This window comes from Mesorhizobium sp. INR15 (genome assembly GCF_015500075.1).
Classification (GTDB): Bacteria; Pseudomonadota; Alphaproteobacteria; order Rhizobiales; family Rhizobiaceae; genus Mesorhizobium.
The window spans coordinates 6,567,977-6,587,483 of record NZ_CP045496.1; the positions used below are offsets into that span (position 1 = coordinate 6,567,977).

At 62.5% G+C, this 19,507-nt stretch carries 19 protein-coding genes; 12 read left to right on the forward strand and 7 right to left on the reverse strand.

All coding sequences use genetic code 11. The annotated features are described in order from the left end of the window. Positions 1 to 237: 237 nt before the first annotated feature. Together GA829_RS31850 and mscL are read right to left on the reverse strand one after the other, a co-directional pair. Complete coding sequence (locus tag GA829_RS31850; protein WP_195176482.1) at positions 238 to 1,404, reverse strand: pyridoxal phosphate-dependent aminotransferase; 1,167 nt, start codon at positions 1,402 to 1,404, stop codon at positions 238 to 240. Between the two features lie 106 nt (positions 1,405 to 1,510). Next, the gene (gene mscL, locus GA829_RS31855) at positions 1,511 to 1,933 is read right to left on the reverse strand and encodes a large conductance mechanosensitive channel protein MscL (RefSeq protein WP_195176483.1); all 423 of its coding nucleotides are present in this window, start codon (positions 1,931 to 1,933) and stop codon (positions 1,511 to 1,513) included. 248 nt (positions 1,934 to 2,181) lie between these two features. Between mscL and GA829_RS31860 the strand changes: the two genes are divergently transcribed. Continuing rightward, positions 2,182 to 5,685 carry a PAS domain-containing hybrid sensor histidine kinase/response regulator gene (locus GA829_RS31860; RefSeq protein ID WP_195176484.1) on the forward strand — a complete coding sequence of 1,168 codons (3,504 nt, stop codon included), beginning with the start codon at positions 2,182 to 2,184 and terminating at the stop codon, positions 5,683 to 5,685. Positions 5,686 to 5,714: 29 nt separating this feature from the next. On the opposite strand, the gene GA829_RS31865 is transcribed toward GA829_RS31860, so the two are convergent. Next, the gene (locus GA829_RS31865) at positions 5,715 to 6,350 is read right to left on the reverse strand and encodes a TetR/AcrR family transcriptional regulator (protein ID WP_195176485.1); all 636 of its coding nucleotides are present in this window, start codon (positions 6,348 to 6,350) and stop codon (positions 5,715 to 5,717) included. A 95-nt stretch (positions 6,351 to 6,445) separates the two neighbouring features. On the opposite strand from GA829_RS31865, the gene GA829_RS31870 reads away from it, so the two are divergent. Further along, a complete protein-coding gene (locus tag GA829_RS31870) occupies positions 6,446 to 7,102 on the forward strand; it encodes an O-methyltransferase (RefSeq protein ID WP_195176486.1) in 657 nt (218 codons plus the stop codon). A 112-nt stretch (positions 7,103 to 7,214) separates the two neighbouring features. Next, positions 7,215 to 8,522 carry an MFS transporter gene (locus GA829_RS31875; protein ID WP_195176487.1) on the forward strand — a complete coding sequence of 436 codons (1,308 nt, stop codon included), beginning with the start codon at positions 7,215 to 7,217 and terminating at the stop codon, positions 8,520 to 8,522. Between the two features lie 38 nt (positions 8,523 to 8,560). Here GA829_RS31875 and GA829_RS31880 read toward each other — a convergent pair whose 3' ends face one another. Continuing rightward, a complete protein-coding gene (locus tag GA829_RS31880; RefSeq protein WP_195176488.1) occupies positions 8,561 to 9,220 on the reverse strand; it encodes a response regulator transcription factor in 660 nt (219 codons plus the stop codon). Positions 9,221 to 9,437: 217 nt separating this feature from the next. Beyond that, positions 9,438 to 9,872 carry a hypothetical protein gene (locus GA829_RS31885; RefSeq protein ID WP_195176489.1) on the reverse strand — a complete coding sequence of 145 codons (435 nt, stop codon included), beginning with the start codon at positions 9,870 to 9,872 and terminating at the stop codon, positions 9,438 to 9,440. Between the two features lie 110 nt (positions 9,873 to 9,982). Between GA829_RS31885 and GA829_RS31890 the strand changes: the two genes are divergently transcribed. Both GA829_RS31890 and GA829_RS31895 read left to right on the forward strand, forming a co-directional pair. Then, positions 9,983 to 10,333 carry a DUF952 domain-containing protein gene (locus GA829_RS31890; protein ID WP_195176490.1) on the forward strand — a complete coding sequence of 117 codons (351 nt, stop codon included), beginning with the start codon at positions 9,983 to 9,985 and terminating at the stop codon, positions 10,331 to 10,333. Next, positions 10,330 to 11,406: a quinone-dependent dihydroorotate dehydrogenase gene (locus tag GA829_RS31895; RefSeq protein ID WP_195176491.1), complete on the forward strand. Its 1,077-nt coding sequence runs from the start codon at positions 10,330 to 10,332 to the stop codon at positions 11,404 to 11,406. Before GA829_RS31890 ends, GA829_RS31895 begins: the two co-directional genes overlap by 4 nt. On the opposite strand, the gene GA829_RS31900 is transcribed toward GA829_RS31895, so the two are convergent. Beyond that, entirely contained in the window at positions 11,403 to 12,740 is a 1,338-nt protein-coding gene (locus tag GA829_RS31900) for an MATE family efflux transporter (RefSeq protein ID WP_195176492.1), read from the reverse strand. The two genes, GA829_RS31895 and GA829_RS31900, sit on opposite strands and share 4 nt — an antisense overlap. Before the next feature lie 121 nt (positions 12,741 to 12,861). Here GA829_RS31900 and GA829_RS31905 point away from each other — a divergent pair, with 121 nt between their 5' ends. Then, the gene (locus tag GA829_RS31905; protein ID WP_195176493.1) at positions 12,862 to 13,764 is read left to right on the forward strand and encodes a histone deacetylase family protein; all 903 of its coding nucleotides are present in this window, start codon (positions 12,862 to 12,864) and stop codon (positions 13,762 to 13,764) included. 3 nt (positions 13,765 to 13,767) lie between these two features. Here GA829_RS31905 and GA829_RS31910 read toward each other — a convergent pair whose 3' ends face one another. Then, positions 13,768 to 14,031, reverse strand: a complete 264-nt coding sequence (locus tag GA829_RS31910; RefSeq protein ID WP_195176494.1) for a DUF6460 domain-containing protein — start codon at positions 14,029 to 14,031, stop codon at positions 13,768 to 13,770. Between the two features lie 442 nt (positions 14,032 to 14,473). Between GA829_RS31910 and GA829_RS31915 the strand changes: the two genes are divergently transcribed. The 6 genes from GA829_RS31915 (at position 14,474) to GA829_RS31940 (ending at position 19,480) form a co-directional block, all read left to right on the forward strand. Beyond that, positions 14,474 to 15,082, forward strand: coding sequence for an outer membrane protein (locus GA829_RS31915; protein ID WP_195179892.1), 609 nt, complete (start codon positions 14,474 to 14,476; stop codon positions 15,080 to 15,082). A 232-nt stretch (positions 15,083 to 15,314) separates the two neighbouring features. Beyond that, on the forward strand, positions 15,315 to 15,701 hold the full coding sequence (locus GA829_RS31920) for a hypothetical protein (protein WP_195176495.1): 387 nt from the start codon (positions 15,315 to 15,317) through the stop codon (positions 15,699 to 15,701). Between the two features lie 67 nt (positions 15,702 to 15,768). Then, positions 15,769 to 16,443 (forward strand): response regulator, encoded by a 675-nt coding sequence (locus GA829_RS31925; RefSeq protein ID WP_195176496.1) that lies wholly within the window; start codon positions 15,769 to 15,771, stop codon positions 16,441 to 16,443. Next, a complete protein-coding gene (locus GA829_RS31930; protein WP_195176497.1) occupies positions 16,440 to 17,870 on the forward strand; it encodes a sensor histidine kinase in 1,431 nt (476 codons plus the stop codon). Before GA829_RS31925 ends, GA829_RS31930 begins: the two co-directional genes overlap by 4 nt. Positions 17,871 to 17,943: 73 nt before the next feature. Beyond that, complete coding sequence (locus GA829_RS31935) at positions 17,944 to 18,969, forward strand: glycosyltransferase family 2 protein (RefSeq protein WP_210337725.1); 1,026 nt, start codon at positions 17,944 to 17,946, stop codon at positions 18,967 to 18,969. 7 nt (positions 18,970 to 18,976) lie between these two features. Next, on the forward strand, positions 18,977 to 19,480 hold the full coding sequence (locus GA829_RS31940; RefSeq protein ID WP_258052055.1) for a GtrA family protein: 504 nt from the start codon (positions 18,977 to 18,979) through the stop codon (positions 19,478 to 19,480). The last annotated feature ends 27 nt before the right edge of the window (positions 19,481 to 19,507 follow it).

The window sequence follows — 19,507 nt, forward strand, 5'->3', positions numbered from 1 at the left end:
TTTGGTGCTTGTCGCAGATTTACTCGAACCGTAGCGCCGCCCCTCATTGTCCTGCCGGACATTTCTCCCCGTATAGTGACGGGGAGAAAGATGCTGTCGCCGACGGTTTCGCGAACTACAGACGCAGCAGGACAAGCGCCGAGATTGCAATCCGCCCCTTCTCCCCGTTTCCCACGGGGAGAAGGTCCCGGCAGGGGGATGAGGGGCGGCGCTAACCTACTGAAGGCAAAACAGACCTCAAACAGTCTTCATCCACTTCGCCAACCGGTGCGCTGCTTCCTCGATCTTGTCGAGGCGGCGGTGGAAGCATAGGCGCAGGAACGCTTCCCCGCCCGGGCCGAAAGCGGTTCCCGGCGCCAGCCCGACATTGGCATTGTCGACGATGTCGAAAGCGGCGGTGCGGGAATCGGTGATGCCGTCGACCGTGAAGAACAGATAGAACGCGCCCTGCGGCACGGTGAACCGGGCGCGGCCAGTGGCGCCGAGGATGCCGCAGACCAGATCACGCGCCGCACGCGCCCTCTCGACCTGCTCGGCGATAAACGCATCACCCCCATCGAGGGCCGCGACAGCGCCGCGCTGCATGAACTGGGCGACGCCGGAATTCGAATACTGGATCAGATTTTCAAACACCTGCTGCAAGGCCGGATGGGTCTTGATCCAGCCGACACGCCAGCCGGTCATGGCCCAATTCTTGGAGAAGCTGTTGACGAAGAGAATGCGATCCTCCGGAGCCGCGATGTCGAGGAAGGACGGTGCGCGGCCGTGACCGTAGTGGAACAACGAGTAGATCTCGTCGGCGATGAGCCAAAGGTTTTTGGCGCGGGCGAGGTCGAGGATCGCCTGCAAGGTCTCGCGGTCGGCGGTCCAGCCAGTCGGGTTGGACGGCGTGTTGATGAACAGCACCTTGGTGCGCGGCGTAATCGCCGCCGCGATCTTCTCGACATCGCAGGACCAGCCATTGCCGGATTGGTCGAGCGTGACCGGCACTGGAACGGCGCCCGCCACACCGGCGGCCGCGGCGAAATTCGGCCAGGCCGGCGACAGATAAATCACCTCGTCGCCGGCGCCGGCAACGGCGTCGAGCGCCAGCTGGATGGCATGCATGCCGGACCCGGTGACGATGAACTCTTCCTGCGGGAAGGTCTTGGCGAAATGCCTGGCGTAGTAGCGGGAGAGTGCCTGCCTGAGGTCGGGAATGCCTCGCTGCCAGGTGTAGAATGTCTCGCCATCGGCCAGCCCGCGCGCGGCCGCGTCGCTGATGAAGGCTGGCGTTGGCAGGTCACCCTCGCCGGCCCAGAGCGGGATCAGGCCTTCGCGCAGGCGGCCGTGGTTGACGACGGCGACAATGCCGCTTTCCGGCGCGGCGCGTGCCTCGGAACGCAAGGTCTCGATCAAGGTCATGGACAGGTCCGTTTTGGTGTCGGGCGTTACCGCTGCTTATCAGAAGCGAAAACAGAAAACCCCGGCCGCGAACGACCGGGGTTTTGGTCCAGCAACGTTGCCGGATTTAGCGCTTCGCGAGCAAGTCGCGAATTTCTGTGAGCAAGGCGACGTCGGCTGGCGGCGGCGCGGCAGGGGCTGCCGGCTTCTCGCGTTCCAACCGCTTGCGCATATTGTTCACGGCCTTGACCATGAGGAAAATGATAAAGGCGAGGATGATGAAGTTCAGCGCCACCGTAATGAAGCTGCCATAGGCAAAAACGGCGCCCTGCTTTTTGGCTTCGACCAGCGAGGTCGCGTTGACGGCCGACGAGAGCCCCACGAAATAGTTGTTGAAATCCAGCCCGCCGAAAATCGCTCCGACGATCGGCATGATGATGTCGTTGACAAGGGAATCGACGATCTTGCCGAAGGCAGCGCCGATGATGACGCCGACCGCGAGGTCCATCACATTACCCTTGGAAATGAATTCCTGGAATTCTTTCAGCATTCGACCCTCCTTGTCATGACCGGCCGCGCTGCCGTTCCCACCTTCCGGCATCGACCCGAACACAACATAACAAAAACCTGCGGTTGCAACATGGGCAAAAAGGAGAAAACAACCGGTTTCTCCTGACCTTACGTCATCCAGCCGAAATCGCCGCTTCATGCGCCCAAAGCCGCGATGGACTCGGAACTCAAGCTGTGATTGCGTCTGGTGAGCCGGGTTGAACCTCGGCATGGGAGGAATTTGCGGACGTGCAGGGCTTGTTCGTCGTCATCATCGCGATCGCCTATGTGACGTTGCTGTTTGCCATCGCCAGCCTGGGCGACCGGCGCTCGACGATCTCAGGGCTCAGCCGCGCCCGGCCTTTCATCTATGCTCTCAGCCTCGCCATCTATTGCACCTCGTGGACCTTCTTTGGTTCCGTCGGACTGTCCTCCGAGCGCGGCCTTGAGTTTCTCGGCATCTACACCGGTCCGGTGCTGGTGTTCGTCTTCGGCTTTCCACTGCTCAACCGCATCGTCAAGCTGGCCAAGACCGAGAAGATCACCTCGGTTGCCGACTTTCTCGGTGCGCGCTACGGCAAAAGCTTCACCGTTGCGGCGATCGCCACGCTGATCGCCACCATTGGCGCGGTGCCCTATATCGCGCTGCAATTGAAGGCGATCTCCGGCTCGGTCAGCCTGATGGTCGAGCACTATACGGGATCGCCGCCCTCCTTCGATCCGTTCGTCAGCGACATCTCCCTGGTCGTCGCCATGCTTCTGGCGCTGTTCGCGGTGCTGTTCGGCACGCGCCACGCCGATGCCACCGAGCATCAGGATGGGCTGGTCCTGGCGGTCGCGGTCGAGACCGTGGTCAAGCTCGCCGCCTTCCTCGCCATCGGCCTGATGGTGACTTTTCTGATCTTCGGCGGCCCCGGCGACATGTTCGACAAGCTCGCCGAAAACACGCAGGTGCGCCAGGCGATGGGCTACTCGACCTCGCTGGCAACCTGGCTGGTGCTGACCTGCCTCAGCGGCTTCGCCATCATCATGCTGCCGCGCCAGTTCTACGTCACCATCGTCGAGAACCGCAGCGAGGCCGAACTGCGCACGGCGACGTGGGTGTTTCCGCTCTATCTGGTGGCGATCAACCTGTTCGTCCTGCCGATAGCGTTTGCCGGACTCACACTGGTCGGTACCAGGACCAGCAGCGATCTCTATGTGCTGGCGCTGCCTCTGTTCGGCGGCCACGATGTGCTGGCCATGGCCGCCTTCGTCGGTGGCCTTTCGGCGGCGACCGCGATGGTCATCGTTGAAAGCGTCGCGCTGTCGATCATGATCTCCAACGACCTCATCATCCCGCTGTTCGTACGCCGCCTGCTCAAGACCACGACCTCGGAGAACGAGGACTGGTCGACGCTTATCCTCAATGTGCGGCGGGCATCGATCTTCATCATGCTGTTCATCGCCTTCCTCTACTACCGCGAGAGCACCAACAGCGCGCGGCTGTCGTCGATCGGCCTGATGTCCTTCGCGGCCATCGCCCAGTTCGCGCCGGCACTGATCGGCGGGCTGATCTGGCGCGGCGCCAATGGCCGTGGTGCCGCGCTCGGCATGGTCGCCGGCATCCTTGTGTGGGGCTACACGCTGCTGCTGCCCTCGCTCGCGGCGCCCGACACCGACATCCTGATCCACGGCCTGTTCGGCTTCGAAGCGCTGCGCCCGCAGGCGCTGTTCGGCACCGCTGCCGAGCCGCTGAACCACGGCGTGCTGTGGAGCCTGTCTATCAATTCGCTGTTCTTCGTGTTTGGCTCGTTGTCGCGTGCTTCAGTGCCGCTGGAGCGCATCCAGGCATCAATCTTCGTGCCGCGCGAGGCCGGCCCGATGCCCAGCCTGCGCCGCTTCCGCACCGCCATCACCGTCAACGACCTCAAGGACACGATCGCGCGCTATCTCGGCGTGGAGCGCACTGAACGCTCGTTCCAGTCCTTCGAGAAGAGCAGCAGCACCTCCCTGCACGGCAAAGAACAAGCCAGCATGGATGTCATCCGCTTTTCCGAGCAACTGCTGGCCAGCGCCGTCGGGTCCTCCTCGGCACGATTGATCCTGTCGCTGCTGTTTCGCCGCAACGACCGCGAATCCAGGGATGCCTTCCGCCTGCTCGACGACGCCACCGAGGCGCTGCAGCACAACCGCGACCTGCTGCAGATTGCACTTGACCAGATGGAGCAAGGCATCACGGTCTTCGACCGCGATTTCCGGCTGATCTGCTGGAACCGCCAGTATCGCGCCCTGTTCAGCCTGCCCGACGAGATGGGCCAGGTCGGCGTCTCACTCGATCGGATCCTGCGCCATCTGGCCGAGCGCGGCGACATTCCGGCGGACCAGCGCGTGGCGATGCTCAACCGGCTGACCAGTTTTGTCAGCCCGTGGCAGATGGAGCTGAAGACCAGCGGCCGCATCATCGAACTGCGCTCCAACCCGATGCCGGATGGCGGCATCGTCGCCACCTATGCCGACATTTCCGGCCGCGTCGAACAGGACCTGGCGCTGAAGCGCGCCAATGAATCGCTGGAACAGCGGGTGAAGACCCGCACCATCGAGCTGACTAGGGTCAACGAGGAGTTGACCCGGGTCAACGAGGAACTGGCGCAAGCGCAGATGCTGGCCGAGGAGGCCAATCTCGGCAAGACACGCTTCCTCGCCGCCGCCGGCCACGACATCCTGCAGCCGTTGAACGCCGCCCGGCTTTACTGCTCGTCGCTGATCGAGAAGGCCGGCAAGGGGCCCGCAGGCAAGGCAGCGGTCAACATCGAGTCTTCACTGGAATCGGTTGAGACCATACTTGGCGCGGTACTCGACATATCGCGCCTGGACGCTGGCGCGATGAAGCCGGACAACACCGCCTTCAGGCTGGACGGCCTGCTGCGCCAGATCTGCAACGACTTCGAGCCGCTTGCCGCCGAGAAGAAGCTTGTTCTTGGCATCATGCCATCCTCGCTCACGGTGATGACGGACCGCAATCTGCTTCGCCGCCTGATCCAGAATCTCGTCTCCAACGCCATCAAATACACGCGCCATGGCCGTATCCTGGTCGGCGTACGCAGGCGCGGCGAACTGGCAGAGATCCAGGTGATCGACACCGGCATCGGCATTGCCGGCGACAAGCTGAACACGGTCTTCAACGAGTTCACCAGGCTGGACGAAGGCGCGCGTGAGGCCGAAGGGCTCGGTCTCGGACTTTCCATCGTCGACCGTATCGCCCGTGTGCTGCGCCTCGAAATCCGGATTTTCTCAAACCCCGGCAAGGGCACGCGCTTTTCCATCCTCTTGCCGGTGGCTGAAACGCCGGCGCCCCGCAAGGAGGCCGAGCCGAGACCCTCGGCCCGCAGCACGGCCTCGCTGGCCGGGCTCAACGTGCTGTGCATCGACAATGACGCCCGTATCCTGGAAGGCATGCGGCTTTTGCTGGAAGGCTGGGGCTGCAATGTCGAAACCATTGCCGGCTCCAAGGTCGTTTCTGCCACGCGCCGTCCCGATATCGTGCTTGCCGACTATCACCTCGACGGCGAGACCGGCCTTGATGTGATCGCGGGCCTGCGTGACATTCATGGCCGCGATCTGCCGGCCGTGCTGGTCACAGCCGACCGCTCCAGCGAGGTTCGCGCCGCCGCCGGTGAACTCGATGTGCCGGTGATCAACAAACCGCTGAAACCAGCCGTTCTGCGGTCGATGATGGCCAGGGTCAGGCCACTGGCCTCGGCAGCCGAGTAATTTCCGGGCCGCCAAGGCGTGCGCCCACCTTACCCCTTGTGGCCGAGGCTTATGAGGTAGGCACAGAACATGTCGGCCACCGCGCCCGCATAGGTGTCGATCTCGGCCGGTGTCTGGGGGCTTCCGGAAAAATCCTTACCCACGGCGCTGAGCGTCGTCATGATCAAATCGCATGCGAGGGCACGGACAGCATCAGGAGCGTCGGGCAAGGCCTCGCGCATGAATGCCTGGACTGTACGTTCTCCCGAGGCCCTCGCCGCGTGTGCTTCGGGCGCATCGCGGTAGAGAGGGGCTGCATCGTTGAGTGCACCGCGCACCGCCGCCTCCTCGCATTCAGAGTGGATGAAGGCATGAACGAGGATACGCAGCCTTTCGAGCGGCGGCTTCCCGGTCTGCTGCAGGATGTCGTGCAGCAGGTCGCCCGTCCGCCGCCATTCGTCGCTCTGCAGCCGGAACAGAAGCGCCGCCTTGTTGGGGAAATACTGATAGAGCGAACCGACGCTGACACCGGCCCTCTCGGCGACGCGCGTGGTGGTGAAACGCTGCGCGCCTTCCGTCGCCAAAACCTGAACAGCTGCCTCCAGGATCGCCGCCACGAGCTCCGTCGCGCGAGCCTGCTTGGGCTGTTTTCTTGAGGAAATCGAATGGCTTGCGTGTTCGGCCATGGCTCGGTCCGGTTATGCGAATTGGAAACCTGAAGGATTATTCGTATTTTCTGGCCAACACAAGAACGCACTCACTTTCCGGACCGGAGATAGCCATGACGACTTTGACCAACGCCCCGCTTGCACCATTGCTCACCCGCCTGTTCAAGGAAGCCGAGGCCGCGACGAGCCCTGCAGCGGCCATGTATTCAAGTGACGACCGGGCACGCATGGTGCGCAGCAAGACCGAGTATCTCGATTTCTACGGCAACCTGAAGGATCTCTGGCTGGCGGTTTCGCCGGAGACAGGCACGCTGCTCTACATGCTGGCGCGAAGCACGGGTGCGCGTGTCGTCATCGAATTCGGCACCTCGTTCGGCATCTCGACCCTCTATCTTGCCGCAGCGCTCAGGGACAATGGCGGCGGCCGCCTGATCACCACCGAGTTCGAGCCGTCCAAGGTGATGCGCGCCAAGGCCAATCTTCGGGAAGGCGGCCTGATCGACCTCGTCGAAATCCGCGAGGGCGACGCGCTACAGACGCTGAGCGCCGACCTTCCCGAGACTATCGACCTTTTGCTGCTCGACGGCGCCAAGGCACTTTACCCGGAGATTCTGAGCCTGGTCGAAAGCCGGCTGCGGCCGGGCGCGCTGGTCATCGCCGACAACGCCGATTTCTCTCCCGAATATCTGGAGCGCGTGCGTTCGCCAGACGGGGGATACATGTCGACGCCTTTCGGCGACGACGTCGAACTGTCGGTGCGGCTCGGCTGACGCGCCTCATCGCGCAAACTCAACCGATGCCACTTCGATGCCGTAAGCGTTCACGTCAGCCAACGCGCACTCCAGGGACCCGCTGGGTCTCTCCCATGCGCAAGGTGACGTCATGATCAAGACATTCCTATCCTTCTGGCGCGAGACGCCGCGCCCGGCCCTTCTAGGTCTTCTGTTGTTCTTCTGCGCCGGTTTCGCCGATGGAGCGCTTGTGCCCTTCTTTCCGCTGTGGGCCAGCAGCGAAGCGGGCATTCCCATCGGCGCGATCGGCCTGCTTTTCGGCTGCTATGCCGGCGGCGAGCTTTTGGCGGCGCCGCTGATCGGCGGCATTGCCGACCGCGTCGGCCGACGGCCAGTGCTGATCCTTGCCTCGCTTGGTGTCGGATGCGGCTTCACGGCGCTGTTCTTCGTGCACGGCGTCGTTGCCGCCGCTGTGGTGCTGATTGCGACCGGCATTTGTGAATCGGTGCTTCATCCGACCATCATGACCGTGATCGCCGATGTCACGCCGCCATCGACACATTCCAGATGGTTCAGCCTGGCGCATGTGAGTTCAAGCGCGGGGCAGATCCTTGGCCCGGCCAGTGGCGCGGTGCTCGCACTCATGTCGCTGCGCAGCGTCTTCCTGGCCTCCGGCACAGTTCTGTTGCTGGGCAGCCTGGTGATGCTGTTCGCGCTGGCGGAGACGATCGGCGCCGGGCGTGGCACCGACGACGACGATGACGGCGCGGAAGAGGAGGAAGGCCTGTCGGCATTGCTGCCGGCCTTTCGCGACAGCCGCCTCGCCAGGCTGCTCGGCTGGGTTGTGCTGTTCGAAATATCCGCCAACTGGATCGAGGCCGTCATCCCGCTCTATGCGCGAGATGCCGGGACCCTGACGCCGTCCGGCATCGGCACGCTGTTTGCCTTTGCGGCAGCCTTGACCGTCGGCCTGCAGATGCTGGTGAGCCGTTTTGCCGAAACGCGATCGGCGCTGTGGCTGACGGTCGCCGCCGGCGTCACGACCAGTGCCGCCTTCGCGCTGCTGGCGGCCTCTCCGGCGATGCTGTCGCTGATCGCCGCCGTCAGCCTGTGCGCGATGGCCCAGATGCTGGTCGGGCCGCTGGTGCCGACCGCTGTCAATGCGCTTGCCCCGCCGGCGCGCCGCGCCTCCTACATGGCGGCCTCGTCGGTGGCCGTCGACCTCAAGGACTCGCTAGGCCCGTCCCTCGGCACCGCGCTTTACGCCATCGCGCCGCGCCTGCCCTGGATCGCCGGCATTCCGCTTGTGGTGATCGCATCGCTCGGCCTTGGCGCGGCGATCGGCCGAGCGCGACCGGCTGCAGGTTCGTCCGCTTCGGGCCAGGACAAAACCGGGACAGGCGCTACGCTGGAAGAACCATCGATACCGGACGGCGCGGTCGTTGAAAACTATCGCTGAGCCCTGACCCCGCCTTCCGGCGGGAGGCAGCCTGGCGCTTAACTCACCGCTTGCAGCGGATCGCCGCCGATCTTGGACAGCTGGATCACCGCCTGGGTGCGGCTGTCGACGCCAAGTTTCTGCAGGATGGCCGAGACATGCGCCTTGATGGTTGCTTCGGAAACGCTGAGTTCGTAGGCGATCTGCTTGTTGAGCAGCCCTTCGGCCAGCATGCCCAAGACGCGCGTCTGCTGAGGCGTCAGCGCCTGGAGCCGCTTGATCAGGTCCGATATTTCGGGGTCGCGCTCGACGCCGAGGTCGATCCCGACGGGTGCGGCGATGTCGCCGGCCAGCACCGACTGAACGGCGCGGCGGATTTCCTCCATGCTTGCCGATTTGGAGATGAAGCCGGAGGCGCCGAGATCGAGCGCGCGCCGGATCGTCACCGGGTCGTCATGCGCAGAGACCACCACCATCGGCACCGCAGGGTGGATGCCGCGCAACGAGATCAGGCCGGAGAGGCCACTGGCGCCGGGCATCGAGAGATCGAGCAGCACCAGGTCGACATCCTCATTGGCCACGACCAGCGCCTTGGCCGTGTCGAAATCACCGGCCTCGTGAATGGCGGCGACGTTGCCGATGCCGGCCAGTGCCTCCCGCAAGGCACCGCGAAACAGCGGATGATCGTCGGCGATGACGAAAGTGTAGCCTGACGGCAAATGTCCCTCCCCGAAAGCGCGTCAAACACGCCGCGCTTTAGATCTTTTGTTTTTAGGCATGCCGCTTTCCCAAAAGCCGAATCCACTTTTGGGCGGCACGCGGTAGTCCCTATCGATGATTTTCAAGTTCTTTTGGGTCGAGTCAGGCGATTATGCGGTGCTGCGCGCTGTTTTCAAGCGGCAAAGCCAGCGCGCCGCGTTTTCCCTGTTGAAGTGATCAGGTCTTCTGCGAATTCAGCTTGGCGCCGTCGCCGCTGTCCTTGTCCATATCCTTGACGATGCCCATGAAGCCGCGCATGAAACGTTCCATATAGCCCATCGTCTTGTTGAAATCCTCTTCGCTGGGCAACTTCGATTCAAGGCGGGTTGACAGCGAACTCTCCAACTTTGTGACGCGTTCATCCATCGTCTTCATCGAGGTCTGGAGACGGTCGACCTCATCCTGGAAAGCAGCCCGCTCATCGGCCGCCATCTTGCAGACAAGCTGGCCGGAACGCTCTTCGCAAATCGACATCGCGCCGGTCTGCGTGTCCATGCGTACATAGCCGTTGGCCGACTTCTCCAGCCGGTAGTGGTCTGTCTCTTCTGAATAAGCTGATGCCGCGACAAGCGAAACAAGTGCGGCGGGGATCAAGATGTGTTGCAGACGCATATTGTCCTCCTGGGGCCAGTGGCAAAAAGTAGCGCACGTTTGTGCCTGAAATGGGGAAGGCGCCCTGGCTTGGTCTTCCCTGCTTGGTTCGTTCAGACTATAGCGCAGCTATGTCTCAGATTATCTACAAGATAGCTCCTGAAGCGCTGTGGCGCGAGGCCGAAACGAGCGGCAGCTTCACCGGTGCGCCAATCGATGTCGCCGACGGTTTCATCCACTTCTCCACCGCCGCCCAGGCGCCGGAGACCGCAGCCAGGCATTTCACCGGCCAGAACGGGCTCTTGTTGATTGCCATCGACGCGCAGCGCCTGGGAACCGCGCTGAAATACGAGGTCTCGCGCGGCGGCGCCCTGTTCCCGCATCTCTATGGCCCGTTGGACCTGAAGGCCGTCCTGTGGGTCAGGCCACTTCCAATTGGCAGCGACGGCACCCACCAGTTTCCGGCGCTGGAGGCCGAATGAGCCTGCTCGACCGCCTTGGCCAGAAGGTCCTGTTCACTTTCGATCCGGAAACAGCCCATGGCCTGTCGATCGCCGCGTTGAGATGCGGCCTGCCGGTCACCGGAAAACCAGCGCGTGACAAAAGGCTGAACGTCCGCGCCTGTGGCATCGATTTCCCCAATCCACTTGGCATGGCTGCCGGCTACGACAAGAACGCCGAGGTGCCGGATGCATTGCTTGGGCTCGGCTTCGGCTTTGCCGAGGTCGGCACCATCACGCCGCTGCCGCAATCCGGCAACCCGAAGCCGCGTATTTTCCGGCTGACCCGCGACGACGCGGTGATCAACCGGCTGGGCTTCAACAATGAAGGCCATGAAGCCGCCGAGCGTCGGCTTGTCGCCCGCAAAGGCCGAACCGGTATTGTCGGCGTCAACATCGGCGCCAACAAGGACAGTGCCGACCGCATCGGCGACTACGAACTGGGTGTCGCTCGCTTCGCGCCCTACGCCAGCTATCTCACGGTCAACATCTCGTCGCCCAACACGCCAGGCCTGCGCAACATGCAGGCGCGCGAACAGCTCGGCGAGCTTTTGGCGCTGGTCATGGCCGCCCGTGCCTCGGCGGCGGCACAGCCACCCGTCTTTCTCAAGATCGCGCCGGACCTGGCCGAAGCGGAGCTGGAAGACATCGCCGCCGAGGTCACAGAGAAGGCGATTGACGGCATCATCGTCTCCAACACCACCATCTCGCGCCCCCCGCTGCGCAGCACCGATACTGCCGGCGAGACGGGTGGGCTGTCAGGCAAGCCGCTGTTCGAGCGATCGACCATCGTTTTGGCCAAGATGCGGAAACTGCTTGGGCCGAACCGCGCCATCATCGGCGTCGGCGGTGTCGATTCCGCCGAAACAGCGCTGGAGAAGATCCGCGCCGGCGCCGACCTCGTCCAGCTCTACACCGGCATGATCTATGCCGGGCCCGCGCTGCCCGGCCGTATCCTGTCCGGCATGATCGACTTTGCCGAAAGACAGCGGCTCAAATCCATCCGGGAATTGCGCGACAGCCGCCTCGATCATTGGGCAGGCAAGGGACTCTAGAACGCCGCCCGTACCCGCAACCGCAGGATGGCGAGCAAGCTCAAGCCACGCACCAGCAGGAAGACGTGCAGTGCTGCCCACAGGCCGTTGTTGCCGAAGACCGGTGCCAGGGTCAGCAATGCAGCCACGAAGGCAAGAAACGACAGCAGCATCATGTTGCGCATGTCGCGCGACCATGTTGCGCCGATGAACACGCCGTCCATCTGGAAGGCCAGCACGCCGCTCAATGCCGTGAAAGCCGCCCAGGGCAGATAGACGTCAGCGACGGCGCGGACGTCCAGCGAGGTTGTGATCACGGCAACCAGGTTGGCCCCGCCGAGCAACAGGACCAGGGTCGCGCCCCCCGCCAGGCCGAAGCCCCAGAACAGGGTCAGCCGCACGGCCTGCCGGAACGGCTCGCTCGCGCGGGCGCCGATGGCACGCCCCGCTAGCTGCTCGGCGGCGGTGGCAAAGCCATCGAGGAAATAGCCGGCAACGAGGAAGAAGTTCATCAGCACCGCATTGGCGGCCAGCGTCACCGTGCCGAACTGCGCGCCCTGGCGCGTGAACAAGGCAAAGGCGGCAAGCAGCGAGAACGAGCGGATCATGATGTCGCGGTTGAGCGACAGCATGCGCAGGAAGGCCTTGGTGTCGAGCAAGCGATAACGCGGCAGATGCGGTGCCCGCCGGAAGCGCCTGACGACGATCGCAAGGCCGAGCAGCATGGCGAGGAACTCACCGGCAACCGTTGCCCATGCGACACCGGCAACGCCCCAGCCAAACCTCAGCCCAAGCAGGAAGCAGAGCGCGATGTTGATGCCATTCAGCACCAATTGCAGCATCAGCCCGAGGCCGCCTTCGCCGCGACCGAGGACATAGCCGAGGACGGCATAGTTGATCAGCGAGAAAGGTGCGGCCAGCAACCTGATGCGGATATAGGTGTCCATCGCCTCGCTGACGCGCGGACCGCCATCGATGAACCATTGGCCGCCGACAGCAATCATCGGGGACAGTGCGGCCAGCACAATGCCGGCAACGACCGCGATCAGCACGGCGCGCCAGAACACCGCCTGTTCCTCCAGGGCATCGTCGCGCCCAAAGGCCTGGGCGACGAGGCCGGTGGTGCCGGAACGCAGGAAGTTGAAGCTGGTGAAGACGACGTCAAAGATAAGCGCGCCTGCCGCCAGGCCCCCGAGCAAGGCCGCATCGCCGAACTGACCGACCACCGCCGTGTCGACCAGGCCGAGCAGCGGTGTCGTCAGATAGGCGAGCGTCATCGGTACCGCGATGGCGAGTACAGAGCGATTGGTGACGACAAAAGACCTGGCGTCGGCTGGGGTCGCACCCTTGTTCAAAGGATTGCTGCCTTGCTGATTGCTGCTTGATCGAGCCGCCGATGTGCCCCATTTTCCGCACACCGCGCAATCACTTATCCCACAACGGCCAATCGAATTCCCGTCCCTGGCGCGAGCCCTCATGCCTTTGCAGATCGTCCATCATCCCGATTATGACGCCGGCTTTGCCGTCAACCACCGCTTCCCTATGAGCAAGTACAAGCTGCTAATGGAAGCCTTGCGCGCACGCGGCCTGGCTGCCCCCGCCGCGCTCCACACGCCCGCCCCTGCGCCGGCATCATGGTTGAAACTTGGGCATGCGGCCGACTATGTCGATCAGGTCATCGCCTGCACGGTGCCGGAAAAGATCGAGCGCGAAATCGGCTTTCCGGTTGGTCCGCGCGTTTCACTGCGCGCGCAGCTTGCTACCGGCGGCACGATCCTGGCGGCGCGGCTGGCATTTCAACATGGTATTGCCTGCAATACAGCCGGCGGCAGCCACCATGCGCGGCATGAGCAAGGCGCTGGCTTCTGCACCTTCAACGATGTTGCTGTAGCCTCACTGGTGCTGCTGGCCGAAGGCGCTGCTGCCAACATCCTGGTCGTTGATCTCGACGTGCACCAGGGCGACGGCACAGCGGACATCCTCAGACCCAATCCGCATGTCTTCACCTTTTCCATGCATGGCGACCGCAACTATCCCGTACGCAAGATAGCCTCCGACCTCGACATTGCCTTGCCTGACGGCACAGGCGACGCCGCGTATCTCGAAAGGCTGGAAGAGATCCTGCCACAGCTCAGCGGGCGGGCCCATTGGGACATGGTTTTCTACAATGCCGGCGTCGACGTGCATGCCGAGGACCGGCTTGGCAGGCTGTCACTCTCAAATGATGGCCTGCAAGCTCGCGATGAAACGGTGATCCGTCATTTCCGAGCCCAAGGCATTCCCGTCTGCGGCGTCATCGGCGGCGGCTATTCGACTGATGTGGCGGCACTGGCCGCACGTCACGCCATCCTGTTCGAGGTGGCTTCGCGCCACGCCTGACCGCTACTTCCGGTAGTTGGCAATCCTGAGCAGGATGAAGACCGGAACGACGATCGCCGCGCCCAGCAGGATATAGCCGAGGAAGCGGTCGATGGCATGGAAGCCCAGATTCCAGAGATCGAGGAAGAACTTCTGGATGCCGTAGAGCACGTCCATTGGCGACCAGCCGAAAGCGTTCATCACCAGGCCGACGAGGAACGAGACCACCAACAACTTCACGATGACCTTGAGCGGCGTATCGCCGAGAAAGCGCGTCAATGCGGACAAGACTTGTCTCCGGCTTTTTGCCAACCCGATTCGGGCTGATGGTTCAGAAATACGCACTTGCCCGTCCTGCTTCAAGCCGGGCCTTGCTGCAGGACCAAACCGTTGGAACAGCACCGATCCGTTAAATATCAGTAAACAAGATCACTATAAATTATTGAAAACAAATCGAAAAATCTTCATTTTTCGAATCCGCGCAATGTGCCTGCAATTTTCGCCTGCGAAATAATCCACGTCTTTCAGGCAACGGGCCGCGCGGAAGATCAGGTCACACCACACTGCCCTTGCGGCAGTTTCGGTGACCCGCGCGGCCGTTCCCGGCGAGAGACATCCAAACCGGAGAACGGCCGCCCCAACGGTCAGGCTCCTCGGAGATCAACCTGCGTATCGATCGCCACACGGGTGATGCGCACATGTATGGAGTAGTGCAGTGTCCTCTCAAAGAATGGTTGCCCTCGCGGCATGCGCCCTTTCGCTTGGCGTCTATCTGAATGGGCCGGCGGTGGCCGCCGATGCCATACCCGCTTACAACGATCCGCCGGCCTTTGAATGGAGCGGCGCCTATGTCGGCGTTCATGGCGGCACGGCATTTACAAGGATGCCAAACCCGTTTGCCGACCGGAACGGCCTCAGCGGCGGCGTTCAGGCCGGCTACAACATGCAGGTGGGCCCGGGCGTTGTCGGTGCTGAAATCGAAGGTTCCTATCTGGGCGGCGCCGAACACGAAGTGCGGGGCGGCAAGATCAAGGAGAAATGGCGTGGCGCCCTCAAGGCCAAGGCTGGCTTGAGCTTCGACCAGACCCTGCTCTTTGGAACCGGCGGCGTGGCGCTCACCAAGTTCGACAAGAGCGACAACATCAGCAGCAGCGACGGCTGGAAGGTCGGCTATCTCGTTGGCGGCGGCATCGAGCAGGCCTTTGCCGGCGGTCTCTCCGCCAAGGTCGAATATGACTATGTCCGCACCCCCGGCGTGGAAACGACATCCGTCCTTGGCAAATCCAAGACGACGATCGGCAGCCATGAGTTGAAGGCAGGCATCAACTACCGGTTCTAATCAGCAAGGCCCCCGCCCAACCCCGCCTTGCTGCGCGCGGTACCCGTGATGAATGGGTACCGCGCACCTTTTTTGCCCCTTCGTGCCGGCACTTGCGCATCTCCACGTCTCCGCCGCCCAGTGGCCGGCCGCGGGTAGCGCTGATTCCTTTCGACCTCCGGTCGTAATGTCGATGCAATCTTCACAACCTAGGTGCCGCGCGTGAGTTTCACGACGGGAATCAGATATGTCCATGCACAACAAAGATAGCCTTGCGCAGGCGCCCAAAGCGCTCTTCCTGGCAATCGTGCTCATGTTGACGGGATGTGCCTCCGACATCATGAAGAACTATATCGGGCAGCCGGTTGAATCGGTCATTCTGGACTACGGCCCGCCAACCGCTGTAATCGATCTCGGCCGGGACGAGCACGCCTATCAATGGCGCAAGATATCCACCAATGCGGTGTCGGGCACATCGAGTGGCGAGGTTCGCCAGACAAAACACGGCACGGTTTACCAGGAGACCGAGACCCCCGGCTATGTCGAGCGCCAGGAATGCTTCTATACGTTCTACGCCCGCTCGTCCGATGGCCGCTGGTTCATCACCAATTTCCGCCAACCGAAGCTGGAATGCGAATGAATTGCGCTAGCCGGAGATTCTTGCCAACCCGAAGATTCCTGCCAACCCTCACCCGAGGAGAATGCGCATGCGCGTCCTTTTGATCGAGGATGAAGCGGAAATGGCTTCCGTGCTGAGAACGGCGCTTGAGCGTCAGGACATCATCGTCGATCACGCCGCGACATTGGCGGACGCGGAGGCCATGGCCCGGCTTGGATACCATGATGCCGTGGTTCTGGATCGGCGCCTGCCTGACGGCGATGGCCTCAGCCTGATCCCGCGTCTGCGCGCCTTGCATCTGGACGTTCCGGTGATCGCACTGACGGCGCTAAGCGGTCTTGATGACCGGGTCGCGGGGCTCGATGCCGGCGCCGACGACTATATGGTCAAGCCCTTTGCCACGGTCGAGCTGGTGGCGCGGCTGCATGCCTTGCACAGGCGTTCATTCACGTCGCGCACCAACCAGACGGTGGTGGGACGCCTGACCTATGATTTCCGCCATCGCGAAGCGCTGGTCGAGGATCAGGCGCTGGAATTGCCGCGGCGTGAGCGCCTGGTGCTCGAAACGCTCATCCGCCGGCCGGGCCGCACGATCATGCGCGGCACCCTGGAAGAGGCGGTCTACACCCTGGATGATGAAATCGGCTCCAATGCATTGGATGCGCATATATCGCGCCTGCGGCGCAAACTTGAGGAAGCAGCCGCCGGTATTGAAATCCGCGCGATCCGCAATCTCGGGTACCTCTTGCGGGCCGCCTCGTGAAAAAACCGCGCACGCGCTCGCTGCAATGGGTGCTGGTGCGGCGGCTGATCCTGCTGCAGGCAGCGACGCTTCTCATCTTCATCGTGTTGTCGGCGGCAGCACTTTGGATCGCCAATCCACGGTTCCTGATCGACAATGAAGCCGCCGTGGCCACCGTCAAGGAGGCCGTCGACCGCGACAAGGACGGCAAGCTGGTCGTCCACGACACCGAGGGACTTGCCGCCTTTCACGCGGAATTTCCCAATGTCTGGTACATCGTTCGCGACAGCACCGGCCAGAGCATCCGCTTCGGCAACATACCCGACGTCTACAGCAGGGATTTTGGCGATCTGCTGGGCGCGGCCGACCACGCAACCATTGGATTTTCGGAAGATGACCTGCGGCCGGAAGCCTATCTTGAAAAGGCCTCGACCAAGGCCGGCATGGTGCAGATCATCGCCGCGACACGGTCATCACGCGGCGAGACAGACGGTCTCGAAGTCAATATTTCCGCGACAATCGACGTCGTGCGGAATCCGGATGGTAGCAGGAACTGGGAACGGGCGCTTCCGGCGCTCGCGCTCATCATCGTCATCCTGCTCTTGCCGATCGTTCTCGTCATGGGCACCACGACCCTGGTGACGACGCCCGCGGTCGTACGGCGCTCCTTTGCCGGCTTGGTCGATACCGTACATCAGGCCGCCCGCATCGATATCGGCACCCGTGCGATGCAGCTTCCGGTCAAGCACGTGCCGCAGGAAATCGCGCCGCTGGTGCATGCCTTCAACCAGGCGCTTGCCCGCCTGGCCCAGGGCTATGACCGGCACAATCGCTTCCTCACCGATGCCGCGCATGAATTGCGCACGCCCATCGCCATCCTGAGGACGCGCGCCGAGCTGTTGAAACAAGAGCCGCAGAGCACGCGCCTGCTGCAAGACATCGAGCGCCTGTCGCATCTGGCGCAGCAGTTGCTCGACCATCAATTGCTCGACCGTCCCGCCAGCCAGCGGCAGGTCATCGATCTCGCCGATCTTGTCAGCCGGGTCGCCGCCGATTTTGCCCCGCTCGCCATCGAGGCAGGCTACGATCTTGCTTTCGAGCCTTCGCCCACAGTGGTTCATGTCGACGTGAATGTGCTGCAGATAGAACGCGCGCTGGCCAACATCATCCGCAACGCGATCGACCATGGCGGTGCTGCCGGCACGATCACGGTGGCGATCGATGAAACGGGCGGCATCGAAGTCCGCGACGAGGGTCCGGGCATTCCCACGGAAGAGCACGAGAATGTTTTCGAACCCTTCTACCGCTTGCAGCCACAATCACGTGGGGCCGGACTGGGGCTCAACCTCGCCCGGCAGATCGCGCTGCTTCATGACGGTACGATCCGGATCCTGAAAGGCTCGTGGCAAGGCGCCCGCATCCGCATACAGCTGCCGGTTCGTTCGTAACGGACCTTGCAACTTATCTGTTTTCTAACCAATTCGCTCTATTCCCATTCGAAACGCGGGAGCCAGGCCATTGGTGGAGACAGGCAAAATCACCACGCGACGCGCCGTCATGCTGTCGGTTGTCGTTCCGTGCTACAACGAGCTGGATGGCGTGGCTGAACTTCATCGCCGCGTCACCGCCGCCTGCCTTGCATATGGTCCGTCCTACGAAATCGTTCTCGTCATCGATGGTGCGACCGACGGTACGCGCGAAGCCATCTTCGCGCTGGCCGAACAGGACGACCACATCGTTGCCATCGACCTCGCCCGCAACTATGGCCATCAGATCGCGCTTAGCGCCGGGCTGGAGTTCTGCAGCGGCCAGCGCATCCTCATTCTCGACGCCGACCTTCAGGACCCGCCCGAACTGCTTGGCGCGATGATGGCGAAGATGGACGACGGTTTCGATGTCGTCTACGGCCAGAGACTGAAGCGCGATGGCGAAAGCTGGTTCAAGCTGGCCTCGGCCTCCGTCTTCTACCGCCTGTTGCGCAAGATGGTCGATGTCGAGATAGCCGCGGATTCCGGCGACTTCCGCCTGATGAGCCGCCGCGCGCTCGACCATCTCAACGCCATGCCGGAGCGCTATCGCTTCATCCGCGGCATGGTGAGCTGGATCGGCCTGAAGCAGGTGGCATTTCCCTACGAACGGCAGCGGCGTTTCGCCGGCACCACGCACTATCCGTTGAAGAAAATGGTGCTTCTGGCTGTCGATGCGATGACGAGCTTTTCCATCGCGCCGCTGCGCTTTGCGTCACATCTTGGCATGATGTTCGGGCTGCTTGGACTGGTCGTACTTGGCTATACCTTGTTCGAATGGTCGGTCGGGAAGGTACTGCCCGGCTGGACGAGCCTCGCGGCGATCATGCTGATACTCGGCAGTGTCCAGCTTCTGGTTCTTGGCATCTTCGGCGAATATCTCGGACGGATGTACATGGAGACGAAGCGGCGGCCGCTGTATTTCGTCAATGAAATTGTCGCACGGAGTGCCGCCGCCGAGGAGCAGGACCTGCCTGTCCATCGCCTCCAGGAGATGGCAAAACGGGCCGCGCGCGCTTGAGGCGAGCATGACCGGCGGGCGCAAGAGCAGCGTGAACAACATGCGGTCGTTCGATCTTTTCAGGATGTTGCGATTTGGCGTCGTTGGACTCCTGAATACCGCGGTGGGGTACGCGACCATCCTGGTTGGACTTAAGCTGGGCCTTGGCGACATCGTTGCCAATGCGACAGGCTATGCCGCCGGCCTGACGCTCGGTTTCTTCCTCAACCGCCAATGGACTTTCGCTAGAGCCGATGGCTTCCGGTCCGGGATCCTGGCGCGATACGCAATGACTTTCGCTGTAGCCTATGGTGCCAATCTGACGATCGTGATCGGGGCCGTCTCGGCTGGCATCCTCGAAAATCCGTATGTCCATCTGGCAGGAAATTGTCTCTATTCTGTGATTTTCTATCTCGGCTCTGCCCATTTTGTTTTCGTGGAACGCGAAAGCAACCCAGCCAGAGGCGATAATGCCGCCGCTGTTCTGATCCAGGACAGACCTCAGCGCGCGTCGACGAGCCGTACCCCTTGAGTGTCCGTGAAACCACCTGGAGAAACG